This is a genomic window from Actinomadura sp. NTSP31, assembly GCF_041951385.1.
Taxonomy (GTDB): Bacteria; Actinomycetota; Actinomycetes; order Streptosporangiales; family Streptosporangiaceae; genus Spirillospora; species Spirillospora napierensis.
On sequence record NZ_JBGNUT010000001.1, the window covers coordinates 316,987 to 328,322 of the forward strand.

12 protein-coding genes are annotated in these 11,336 nt (G+C 72.4%); 9 read left to right on the top strand and 3 right to left on the bottom strand.

Going from position 1 to position 11,336, the window contains the following annotated elements; genetic code table 11:
• Positions 1-5: 5 nt before the first annotated feature.
• Positions 6-1,517 carry a M20/M25/M40 family metallo-hydrolase gene (locus ACA514_RS01325; RefSeq protein WP_375039088.1) on the bottom strand — a complete coding sequence of 504 codons (1,512 nt, stop codon included), beginning with the start codon at positions 1,515-1,517 and terminating at the stop codon, positions 6-8.
• 294 nt (positions 1,518-1,811) lie between these two features.
• On the opposite strand from ACA514_RS01325, the gene ACA514_RS01330 reads away from it, so the two are divergent.
• From ACA514_RS01330 to ACA514_RS01345, 4 genes are read left to right on the top strand one after another with little or no spacing between them, the layout of a single operon-like run.
• Positions 1,812-4,229 carry a nitrate- and nitrite sensing domain-containing protein gene (locus ACA514_RS01330; protein ID WP_375039089.1) on the top strand — a complete coding sequence of 806 codons (2,418 nt, stop codon included), beginning with the start codon at positions 1,812-1,814 and terminating at the stop codon, positions 4,227-4,229.
• On the top strand, positions 4,226-4,654 hold the full coding sequence (locus ACA514_RS01335; RefSeq protein WP_375039090.1) for a roadblock/LC7 domain-containing protein: 429 nt from the start codon (positions 4,226-4,228) through the stop codon (positions 4,652-4,654). Before ACA514_RS01330 ends, ACA514_RS01335 begins: the two co-directional genes overlap by 4 nt.
• Before the next feature lie 7 nt (positions 4,655-4,661).
• A complete protein-coding gene (locus ACA514_RS01340) occupies positions 4,662-5,051 on the top strand; it encodes a DUF742 domain-containing protein (protein ID WP_375039091.1) in 390 nt (129 codons plus the stop codon).
• On the top strand, positions 5,032-5,619 hold the full coding sequence (locus ACA514_RS01345; RefSeq protein ID WP_375039092.1) for an ATP/GTP-binding protein: 588 nt from the start codon (positions 5,032-5,034) through the stop codon (positions 5,617-5,619). Before ACA514_RS01340 ends, ACA514_RS01345 begins: the two co-directional genes overlap by 20 nt.
• Positions 5,620-5,626: 7 nt before the next feature.
• Here the strand turns inward: ACA514_RS01345 and ACA514_RS01350 are convergent, their stop codons facing one another.
• Positions 5,627-6,184, bottom strand: coding sequence for a TetR/AcrR family transcriptional regulator (locus ACA514_RS01350; protein WP_375039093.1), 558 nt, complete (start codon positions 6,182-6,184; stop codon positions 5,627-5,629).
• Between the two features lie 71 nt (positions 6,185-6,255).
• On the opposite strand from ACA514_RS01350, the gene ACA514_RS01355 reads away from it, so the two are divergent.
• The 5 genes from ACA514_RS01355 to ACA514_RS01375 all read left to right on the top strand — a co-directional run bounded on the left by ACA514_RS01355 (position 6,256) and on the right by ACA514_RS01375 (position 9,925).
• Positions 6,256-7,398, top strand: coding sequence for an acyl-CoA dehydrogenase family protein (locus ACA514_RS01355; RefSeq protein WP_375039094.1), 1,143 nt, complete (start codon positions 6,256-6,258; stop codon positions 7,396-7,398).
• Between the two features lie 218 nt (positions 7,399-7,616).
• On the top strand, positions 7,617-7,853 hold the full coding sequence (locus ACA514_RS01360) for a GntR family transcriptional regulator (protein WP_375039095.1): 237 nt from the start codon (positions 7,617-7,619) through the stop codon (positions 7,851-7,853).
• A gap of 529 nt (positions 7,854-8,382) precedes the next feature.
• A complete protein-coding gene (locus tag ACA514_RS01365; RefSeq protein ID WP_375039096.1) occupies positions 8,383-8,952 on the top strand; it encodes a hypothetical protein in 570 nt (189 codons plus the stop codon).
• On the top strand, positions 8,877-9,179 hold the full coding sequence (locus ACA514_RS01370) for a hypothetical protein (RefSeq protein WP_375039097.1): 303 nt from the start codon (positions 8,877-8,879) through the stop codon (positions 9,177-9,179). Before ACA514_RS01365 ends, ACA514_RS01370 begins: the two co-directional genes overlap by 76 nt.
• On the top strand, positions 9,176-9,925 hold the full coding sequence (locus ACA514_RS01375; protein ID WP_375039098.1) for an IclR family transcriptional regulator: 750 nt from the start codon (positions 9,176-9,178) through the stop codon (positions 9,923-9,925). The genes ACA514_RS01370 and ACA514_RS01375 overlap by 4 nt, the downstream gene beginning before the upstream one ends.
• On the opposite strand, the gene boxB is transcribed toward ACA514_RS01375, so the two are convergent.
• On the bottom strand, positions 9,918-11,336 hold the full coding sequence (gene boxB / locus ACA514_RS01380; protein WP_375039099.1) for a benzoyl-CoA 2,3-epoxidase subunit BoxB: 1,419 nt from the start codon (positions 11,334-11,336) through the stop codon (positions 9,918-9,920). The genes ACA514_RS01375 and boxB overlap by 8 nt on opposite strands.

Below are 11,336 nucleotides of genomic sequence, written 5' to 3' on the forward strand. Positions count from 1 at the left end.
CGGGGTCAGCGGGTGAAGTAGGGGCCGACGCGGGCCGGCGGGACCTTCTTCGCGAGCGCGTGCTTGCGCGCGAGCTCGTTGCCGTTGACGGTGAGCGTGCTGTTCGCGAACTGCTCGGTGACCGCCGCGGTCGCGTCGATCATCTGGTCGAAGCCCCGCAGGTTCACGTTGTCGTAGCGGTCGCAGGCGGAGTGGTAGCACGGGTCGTAGGCGACGCCGGCGGTGCCGCCGTACACCTTCGCCTGCTCCTCGGTCTTGATCTTCTCGGCGCCGGTGAAGATGCCGCCGGCCGGGATGCCCGCGGTGATGAAGGCGTTGTAGTCGGACCGGCCGTCGAACGCGGTCGGGTCGGTGGCGAGGCGGCGTGCGGAGAAGTGGTCGTTGAACGCCTTCTCGATCGCGCCGGTACCGGCCGGGGTGTCGACGTTGTTGCCGCCCTCGCTGTTGTCGCCGTCGTAGACGAACCGGACGTAGTTGGGCGAGGCGAGCATGTCGAAGTCGAGCATCAGCGCGACCTTGTCGCGCTCGGCCTGCGGCAGGTTTTCGACGTAGTACTGGGAGCCGAGCAGGCCCTCCTCCTCGGCGCCCCAGAACGCGAACCGCACCTGGTTGCGGACCTTGTTGCCGAGCTTGTGGATCTGCTTGGCCATCTCCAGCAGCGTCGCGGTGCCGGAGCCGTCGTCGTTGATGCCGGGCCCGGCGACGACGCTGTCGTTGTGCGCGCCGACCACCACGACGTTGTCGGCGCGTCCGCGCGGGGTGTCGGCGATGACGTTGGCCGCCTCGCGCTTCTGGTTGGTGGTGTCGGTCTTGACGTGCAGCGTCACGCCGCCGTTCTGCGCCTGCCGGACGAGGTCGGTGCCGACCGCGTTCGTCGGGCCGACGACCGGGATCGAATGCGGCGTGGTGAGGGTGCCCGCCACCGGTCCCGGCTGGTCGGGCAGCTGGTAGATGACGACGGCGCTCGCGCCGGCGGCGACGGCGTTGCCGGCCTTGACGGAGAAGAAGCAGCCGCCGCGCTGGACGAGCGCGATGTTCCCCTTCGGGAACCCGGTGAAGTCGCCGGCCTCGCATCCGCTGCCGGTTCCGGCCGCGGCCGGGTCGACGGGGGTCGCGGCGGCGGTGACGTCGCCGGACCCGGAGTACTGCAGCGTCGCGAAGTCGGTGTCGGGGGTGAACGTCCGCGGCGCCGGCGCGGTCTCGGCGAACGTCGCCGGCGCGTTCTCCTGCCAGAAGTCGAAGGTGAAGTTCTGGACCGCCGGCCGGTAGCCGTAGCGCTTCAGCTGGTCGGCGACGTACTTGATGGTGATCTTGTTGCCGTCCAGGCCGGCGGCCCGGTTGCCGCCGTTGGCGTCCGCGATCTTCTGCAGGTTCAGCTGGTGGTGGCGGACGGCCTCGAGGGTGACGAGCCCGGCCAGCCGGGAACCGGCCGGCGCGGCGGCCCGGGCGCCGGGCGCCGCCAGGGCGGTGGCGGCGAGCGAGAGGCCGAGGAGGGAGGCGAGCGCGGCTCTGCGCATGACCGTGTCTCCGTTGCGTGGGGGACAAATCGCACGAAGCGTGACATGTGGGCTTACCGCGGACAAGATCTAGAGTTGCCAATCCGCGGCCCTAGCCGGAAGCGGTCAAACGGGGCGATCGGGCACCCGAGTTAGCTCATCTGACGAGCACGTGTCAACCTCACCGGCGCCCGCGCAGCCGATAAATACAGGTTGATAGCACTGGTCAGCGATAAATCCGACTCAGTATGCTTCGGGCCTTTGCAGCTCAGCCACGGAGCGAGCTCCGCGAGCGGACGAAAAGGAAGTGAACCGGTGACGCGACCCGACCAGGCGCCCGCGCCGCCGCGGCGATCGCGCGACCGGACCGGGCCGCGCACCCGCAGCATCAGGCGCCGGATCGCGCTGCTGCTGGCCGTCCCGCTGACCTCGCTGCTGATCCTGTGGGCCATCCCGACGGGCGTCTCGCTGAACAGCGCGCTCGAGCGGTACGACTTCTCGACCGTCTACGACAAGGTCGGGCTGCCGGCCACGACCGTCATCGAGGCGATCCAGCAGGAGCGCTCCGCGGCCGTCGTGTCGCTGGCGTCGCGCAGCGCCGCGAACGACAAGAAGTACCAGGCGCAGACAGCCCGCACGGACGCGATCGTGGCGGCGTTCCGCAAGTCGGCCTTCTCCTCGGCCGCCAAGGACGCGATGACCGGCGCCGTGCTCCAGCGGACGCGGCTGCTCAGCGGCGCCTTCGACGACCTCGGCTCGCTGCGCGCCCAGGTCCGCATCGGCAGCCCGCCGCTGCGGATCATCAACGGGTACAGCAAGCTCTCCGACGGCACGATCCGGGTGCTCACGACGCTGGTGAGCGTCAACGCCATCTCGGTCTACCAGCAGACCAACGCCCTGCTGGACATGTACTGGGCCCGCGAGTTCATGCTGCGCGAGGCCGACCTCGTCAACGGGCTGCGGCGCGGTCGGATGACCACCGACGACCGCGCCGCGTTCACCGGCTGGGCGAGCAACCGCGACCAGTTCTTCGAGCTCGGCCGCGCGTCGGCGCGCGGCGGCATCAGCAAGATCATGGCCGACCTGGTGAACTCGGAGGCCTACACCGACTACTCCGTGCTGGAGAACGACGTCGTCACCAACGGCGCGAACCCGGACCCGCGCGAGTGGCGGGCCGCCGTCGCCGCGGTGTCGCCCGTCTGGCTCGGCGCCGCCGCCAAGGCCGGCGACGAGGTGAACCGCAAGGACGTGGAGCCGGCCGGCCGCCGGATCATGCTCGCCTTCTACCTGATCGGCGGGCTCGGCCTGCTCGCCGTCGTGGTGTCGGTGGCGCTGTCGCTGCTGTTCGCGCGGCGCATCACCTTCGAGCTGCGGCAGCTGCAGCGCAGCGCGCAGGAGCTGGCGCACGAGCGGTTGCCGCGGCTGGTGGCGCGGCTGCGGCGCGGCGAGAAGGTGGACGTGGACGCCGAGGCGCCGCGTCCGCAGGGCGGGGGCACCCGGGAGATCGCGCTGGTCGGCGAGGCGTTCGGCGCCGTCCAGCGGACGGCGGTGAGCACCGCGGTCGGCGAGGCCGACCTGCGGGCGAGCATCAACCGGGTGTTCGTGAACCTGTCGTGGCGCAGCCAGTCGCTGCTGCACCGGCAGCTGCGGCTGCTGGACCAGATGGAGCGCCGCGCCGCCAGCCCCGAGGAGCTGGACGACCTGTTCCGGCTGGACCACCTCACCACCCGCATGCGCCGGCACGCCGAGGGCCTGGTCATCCTGTCCGGCTCGCCGACCGTCCGCGCCTGGGACCGCCCGGTCGCGGCCGAGGACGTGATCCGCGCGGCGATCGCCGAGGTCGAGGACTACACCCGGGTGGAGATGACCGGGGCGTCGTCGGCCGCGGTGACCGGCGCGGTGGTCGCCGACGTGATCCACCTGCTCGCCGAGCTGATCGAGAACGCCGCGTCGTTCTCCCCGCCGACGACCGAGGTCACCGTCAAGATCGAGACGGTCGCGAACGGGCTGGCCGTCGAGGTGATCGACCGCGGCGTCGGGCTCGCCCCGGACGAGCGCGGCGAGCTGAACCGGCGGCTGGCCGGCGGCGGCGAGTTCGACCTGGTCGACACCGAGCGGCTCGGGCTGTTCGTCGTCGCGCGGCTCGCCGACCGGCACGGCATCGGCGTGTCGCTGCAGGCGTCCCCGTACGGCGGCACGACCGCGATCGTGCTGGTCCCGCACGCCCTGGTGGTGCTGGACGAGCCCCGGGAACTGCTCGGCGGCGACGAGGCCCCGCTGGTCGGGCACCCCGTCGGGTCCGCCGTGCCGGCGCCGCGCGGCCTGGCCCGTCCGGTGCGTCCGGCGCTGCCCGGCCCGGCCTACCCGCCGGCGTACCCGCCGCCCGCCGCACCGCCCGGCGGGCGGGCGCCGGCCGGTGGCCGGCCCCGGCCGCCGGCCGCGGACCCGGAGGCGGCCGACACCGAATCCAGCGAGGTCACGGGCCGGCTCCCCCGGCGGGAGCGGCAGCGGAACATGGCGCCGGAGCTGCGCGCGCGGCCCGCGCCCGAGCCCGCGGCCGCCGTCCCGGAGCAGGAGCGGGAGTGGGGCGGCGGGCCGACGGAGGAGTACGAGGAGCCGAGCCCGGAGGTCAGCCGGGACCTGATGGCATCGCTACAGTCGGGATGGCTTCGGGGCAGGGACGACGACGAGCAGGACGATCGCGACCCGCGCGATGAATGGGGGCAGGGATGACGCAGCACGCCACCGGAGAGCTGGACTGGCTGCTGGACGATCTGGTGAACCGGGTCGGGGAGGTGCACCAGGCCGTGCTGCTGTCGCGGGACGGCCTGGTGATGGGCGCCTCCGGCGGGGTCACCCGCAAGGACGCCGAGTTCCTGGCGGCGCTGTCGTCGGGCTTCCACAGCCTGGCCAACGGCGCCCGCGAGCACTTCCGGGCCAAACAGGTCCGGCAGACCGTCGTCGAGCTGGACGGGCTGCTGTTCTTCGTCATGCCGGCCGGCAACGGCAGCTGCCTGGCGGTGCTGAGCGACGCGGGCGGCAACGCCGGGCTGGTCGCCTACGAGACGACGATGCTGATCAAACGGGTGCGGCGCCAGCTCGGCACGGCGCCGCGGGCGGAGGCCGCCGACCCCTCGCAGGCCGGCGCCCCGGGCTGAGCCGGCCGTGGAGACCCCGAGAGAGCGCTGGGTCGGCGCGGACGCCGGCCCGATCGTCCGGCCGTACGCGGTGACCCGGGGGCGCACCCGCCCCCGGGGGCTGGTCGCCGACCTGGTCACGCTGCTGATCGCGACGGGCCGCACACCCGGCGAGCGGGTGTGGCTGTCGCGCGAGCAGCGGCGGCTGCTGGAGCTGTGCCGGCACCCCTCCACCCCGGCCGACCTGGCCTCCGACACCGACCTGCCGCTGCGGGTCGTGCAGGTCCTGCTGGCGGACCTGCACCACTACGGCCTGATCGAAGAACTCCCCCAGGGCGCGCCGTCCGGGCAGCAGAGCGCCGGACGTCCCGACCCGAAGATCCTGATGAGAGTGCTCGATGAACTCCGCCGCCTATGACCCCACCGCGCCGGCCGAGGACCTCCCCGCGCACACGCTGAAGATCCTGGTGGCCGGCGGCTTCGGCGTCGGCAAGACCACCCTGGTCGGCGCCGTCAGCGAGATCCGCCCGCTGCGCACCGAGGAGACCCTCACCGACGCGTCCGTCGGGGTGGACGACCTCGGCGGCGTCGAGCGCAAGACCACCACGACCGTCGCCATGGACTTCGGCCGGCTGACCTTCAGCGGCGGCGTCCGGCTGTACCTGTTCGGCACGCCCGGGCAGGAGCGGTTCTGGTTCATGTGGGACCAGATCGCCTACGGCGCGGTCGGCGCGATCGTGCTGGTCGACACGCGCCGGCTGCCGACCAGCTTCGCCTCCATCGACTTCTTCGAGAACCGGGGGATCCCGTTCGTCGTCGCCGCGAACGTGTTCGACGGCGCCCGCCGCTTCACCGCCGAGGAGATCGCCGACGCGCTCGACCTCGATCCGGACGTCCCGGTCGTGCTGTGCGACGTCCGCGACTACGACTCGGCCAAGAACGTCCTGATCCAGCTGGTGGAGCACGCCCTGCAGGCGACGGGGTGACCGGCGGTCAGGCCGTCGTCCGCGCGACGACGAGGGCGGCGAGCGCGGCGTAGGCGGCGGAGTCGTCCAGGCCGGTCTGCGCCTTGATCTCGCCCCGGTGGATCGACTCCATCACCTGGCCCGCGACGGCGCCGACGAACTCCGCGTCGGCGCCCGGGGCGGCCTCGCGGACGAGCGCCTGCACGCGCCGCGCCGCGATCAGGGTGTTGCGCTTGTAGATCTCGCGGGCCGGGGGGAAGGCGTCCAGGTCGGCGAAGAAGGCGGGCGAGGCGGGCGCCAGCTCGGCGGAGATGGCGCGCAGGTAGGCGCCGACCCGCTCGCGGGGTCCGGCGCTGGCGTCCACGGCCGCCTCGACCCGCTCGGTCGCGCGGCGGAAGAACGCCCGCACCACCGTCGCGATGATCTGCTCGCGGCTGGCCGCGACGGCGTACAGCGTGCTCTTGGAGCAGCGCAGGACGGCGGCCAGCTCGGCGACGCTCAGCCCGGCGAACCCGCGGTCGAGGAACACCTCGATGAGCCGCTCGATCAGTTCCGCGCGGCGCCGCGCGGCCCGGGTCTCCGTCATCCCGCGACAGTACCAAAAAGGGTTCTCTGGTACTGGTTCTGGTACCGTTCAGGTGCCGAAAGGAGTCGCGCATGCCCGCCACCCGGCACCTGCCCACGTCCGAGTCCGAGGACCTGCTCGCGCTCGCCCGCGAGATCGCCGCCAAGGAGCTGGCGCCCCGCGTCGCGGACGCCGAGCGCACCGGCACCTTCCCCCGCGACGTCTTCACGACGCTCGGCCGGGCGGGCCTGCTCACGCTCCCCTACCCCGAGGAGTTCGGCGGCGGCGAGCAGCCGTACGAGATCTACCTGCAGGTCCTGGAGGAGATCGGCGCGGTGTGGGCCAGCGTCGGCGTCGGCGTCAGCGTGCACGCGCTGTCCTGCTTCCCGCTGTTCGCCTTCGGCTCCGACGAGCAGCGCGCGCGATGGCTCCCCGGCATGCTGTCGGGCGAGCGGCTCGGCGCGTACTGCCTGTCCGAGGCGCACGCCGGCTCCGACCCCGCCGCGATGCGCGCCAAGGCCGTCCGGGACGGCGACTCCTACGTCCTCAACGGCGCCAAGGCGTGGACGACCCACGGCGGCAAGGCCGACTTCTACACCGTCATGGCCCGCACGTCCGACGACGGGGCGCGCGGCATCTCCTGCTTCTACGTCCCGGCGGACACCCCGGGTCTGGAGTTCGACCAGCCCGAGGACAAGATGGGCCTGATGGGCTCCACCACCGCGACCGTCCGGCTGGTGGACGCGCGGATCCCGGCCGGCCACCTGATCGGCCGCGAGGGCCAGGGCCTGTCCATCGCGCTCGCCGGCCTGGACGCCGGCCGGCTCGGCATCGCCGCCGTCGCCACCGGCCTCGCCCAGGGCGCCCTCGACCACGCCGTCGCCTACGCCAAGGAGCGCGAGGCGTTCGGCAAGGCGATCATCGACCACCAGGGCCTGGCGTTCGTCCTCGCCGACATGGCCGCCGCCGTCGAGTCGTCCCGCGCGACGTACCTGTCGGCCGCCCGGCTGAAGGACGCCGGCCGCCCCTACGGCCGCGAGGCGTCCATCGCCAAGCTGGTCGCCACCGACAACGCCATGAAGGTGACCACCGACGCCGTCCAGGTCCTCGGCGGCGCCGGCTACACCCGCGACTTCCCCGTCGAGCGCTTCATGCGCGAGGCCAAGGTCATGCAGATCTTCGAGGGCACCAACCAGATCCAGCGCCTCGTCATCTCCCGCCACCTCGCCCGCTGACCCACCCGGCCGGGCGGATCACCGGTGGACGCCACGAACCACGGCACGCCTCCCACCCCGCCCTTGACGCTGATGCTCTCGCCCACCAACGGCGCCTCGGAACGAAAGACCCGCAGCAGCGCAGGCGTCCCGCCGTACCGAGGAACCGCGCACAGACCCTCAGCGGCGAGCCTGCCCGCAAGGTGATCGAGATGTATGCGGGCATTTACTGTTGAGATATGTCCCTCGACCTCGACGGCCCCGAGCCGCTGTACGAGCAGATCGCCGACCTGCTCGGGGCTCGGATCTCCGACGGCACGTACCAGCCGCGGCGGCGCATCCCGTCCGAGGCGGCCATCTGCGACGAGTTCGACGTCTCCCGTCCGACCGCACGCTCGGCCGTGGCGCTCCTGGTCGAGCGCGGCTTGGTGATCACGGTGCGCGGTAAGGGCTCCTTCGTCCGCTCTCCCGAATAGGGCCGGCACAGCGGCGGAGAAGTGAACGCGGGAGCGGCTGCATCCGCACGGGTTTCCGGCGTGGCCGCGTGAGGCGGACGTGTTCGCGGTCGCGCGGCGTGAGAAGGCGGCGCGGTCGTTCGCGGGATGCGTCGAGGTGCTGATCGGCGAGGGCGACGTCACCGGCGCCGCCCGGCTGCTGCGCGGGGCGCCGGGGATGCTGTTCCGGTCGGCGGACCGGCTGCTGCGCCTCGCGTCCGGCGACGGGCGGGACGCCGTGTTCGAGGAGATCGAAGCGGCCGCCGGCGGGGTTTCGGGGCGCGTCGTGCTGTCGCTGCGCGAGCATCTGCTCAACCGGCCCGAGAAGCCCGGCCAGGCACGCGTCTTCGCCAACCCACGGCCGCGGCGTCGTCGTTCCGGACGCGCGGCCGCCCCTGGACGAGGCGGTGCGGGAGCGGCTGGCGGCGCTGCTGGACGGGGAGATCGCGCGGCGGCTGCCGGACGCCGGGCGGCTGGTCGTCGACCGGGACGTCCTGGATGTCGCGCTGCCATGAGCGGGAAGGCGACGGCGTCCGGACTGGGCGTCCTGCCGCGCGGGTCGGTGTCACCGGTCGAAGGCGAGCTGCTCCGGTTCTTCGTCTACTGGAAGCAGGCCAAGGCCCGGACCGACTTCGACCTGTCGGCGCTGATGCTCGACGGCGACTTCCAGAACCCGGCGTGGTTGTCGTACACGTCGCTGACGCAGGTCGGCGGCGAGCATTCCGGCGACATCACGTCGGCGCCGGACGGGGCGTCGGAGTTCATCGATCTGCGCCTCGGCCAGGTCGGCGCGCGGGTGATCATCCCGCAGGTCAACGTCTATTCCGGTGAGGGGTTCGAGCAGGTCGCCGAGTCGTTCTTCGGGTTCATGCTCCGCGACGCCGAGCAGAAGGGACGGCCGTTCGAGCCGCGGACGGTCCGGATGAAGTCCGACCTGCGCGGGGCGGGCCGGGTCGCGCTGCCGCTGGTGTTCCTGCGCGGCGACGACGGCCGGTGGCGCGCCAAGTGGCTGCACAGGTCGAGGGCAACCGCCTCACCACGTCCGCGCTGGTCCGGGCGGTCGTGGAGCGGCGGTACCTGACCGTCCGGTATCTGACCGGCCTCTGGGCGTCCCGGGAGGTCACGATGTGGGACGGCGAGCGGCTTCCGGACGGGCCGGTGACGTTCGTGGGATTCGAGCGGCCGGAAGGGCTCCACGAGGAGTCGCGGGTATTCACGCCGGAAAACCTGCACGACATCGTTCGCAGGGACGGGCGCCGCCTCACCGGGCGGCGCCCGTTCTTCGCGCGCGGCAGAATGGCAGGGTGACACGTGAGTCCGTCCTGACCAGGGCGGTGCGGATATTCGACGCGTTCGATCCCGACCATCCGTCGCTGTCGGTGTCGGAGGTCGCGCGGCGCACCGGCCTGCATGTGGCGACGGCGTCGCGGCTGGTCGACGAGCTGGTGCGGCACGGGCTGCTCGCGCGGGACGAGCGGCGCCGCGTACGGGTCGGCCTGCGCATGTGGGAGCTGGCGTCGCGGGCCGCGCCGACGCTCGGGCTCCGCGAGGCCGCGATGCCGTTCATGGAGGACCTGCACGCGGTGATCGGCCACCACACCCAGCTCGGCGTGCTGGACGGCCGCGAGGTGCTGTTCGTGGAGCGGCTCTCGATGCCGAACGCGGTGATCAACCTGACCCGGATCGCGGGGCGGCTGCCGCTGCACGCCTCGTCCAGCGGGCTGGTGCTGCTCGCGAACGCGTCCGCCGAGCTGCAGGAGGACGTGCTGGCCGGGGAACTCGCCGCCTTCACGCCGTGCACCGTGGTCGATCCGAGGCGGCTGCGGGCGCTGCTCGCCGACGTGCGCCGCAGCGGCGTCGCGCTGTGCCCGGGCTACATCGACGAGCGCGCGACCGGGATCGCCGTGCCGGTCCGGGGCCCGGACGGCAAGGTGATCGCGTCGCTGTCGGTCGTGGTCCCCAACGACGGCAACGCGCGCGCCCAGGTCCCCGCGCTGCAGGCCGCAGCGCGGGGCATCTCGCGGGCCGTCGGAGGCGCCCCCGGGGCTAGCTGAGCCTCACGTAGTCGTAGTCGAAGGGCCGGCCGTTGATGCCGTTGCGGGGCGGGGCGATCCAGGAGGCGATCTTGCCGCGCTCGTGGACGGGGCGCATCAGGGAGCGGACGTGGGTCTTGTCGACCTCGGTCGGCAGCCAGGCGGCCTGCCGGGCCTCCCACTCCTCGGGGGTGAGGCGCTCGCCCCGGGGGGTGGCCTCGATGCCGGCGAAGGCGCCGACCTTGCGGTTGAACGCGACGCTGGGCAGGTAGAGGCGCTGCGGCAGGCCCGCGTCGGCGAGGATGCGGTTCCAGCGGTTGACGCCGCTCTGGCAGTCGGAGACGTACTCGCGGCGCAGGTCGGTGTTGAGGCCGACGAGGGCGGGGACCTCGGTCTGCCCGATCTCGCCGTCGACCAGGGCGTCCACCAGGATGGAGTCGTCGGTGAGGCGGTGGTCGTCCTTGCGGCGGCCCTCCATCCAGCGGCCCTTGAGCCCGGCGGTGTAGTAGTTGGCGACGTTGCTGGACGTCTCGGAGCCGAACAGGTCGAGCGACACCGAGTAGTGGAAGTTCAGGTACTTCTGGATCATGTCCAGGGGGATCGCGCCGTACGCGGCGACGTCGTCGGTGTCGTGCTCGATCATGAGCTGGACGGTCCGCTCGACGACGCGGTCGATGCCGGTGGTGCCCACCATCATGTGGTGGGCCTCTTCCTTGAGCATGAACTCGCAGGTGCGCGACAGGGGGTCGAACGCGGACTCCTTGAGGGTGCCGAGCTGGTACTTGCCGTCCCGGTCGGTGAAGTAGGTGAACATGAAGAAGGAGAGCCAGTCGGGGGTCTCCTCGTTGAAGGCGCCGAGGATGCGCGGCGACTCCTCGCTGCCGGAGTTGCGGTGCAGCAGCTCCTCGGCCTCCTCGCGGCCCTCGCGTCCGAAGAAGGCGTGCAGGAGGTAGACCATCGCCCACAGGTGCCGGCCCTCTTCGACGTTCACCTGGAACAGGTTGCGCAGGTCGTAGAGGCTGGGAGCGGTGGCGCCGAGGTTGCGCTGCTGCTCGACGGACGCGGGTTCGGTGTCGCCCTGGATGACGATGAGGCGCTGCAACTCGGCGCGGTACTCCCCCGGCACCTTCTGCCAGGCGGGCTCGCCCTTGTGCGCGCCGAAGCCGATGCGGCGGTCGCCGTCGCGTTCGGCGAGGAAGATGCCCCAGCGGTAGTCCTTCATGGCGACGTGCCCGAAGTGCGCCCAGCCCTCGCGTCCGACGTTGACGGCGGTGCGCAGGTAGACGTCCTGGGTCGGCAGGGTCGGGCCCATCGACTCCCACCAGGACAGGAAGTTCGGCTGCCACGACTCCAGGGCCCGCTGCAGGCGCCGGTCCTCGTGCAGGTCGACGTTGTTCGGGATCTTCTCGGAGTAGTCCGCGGAGACGGGCAT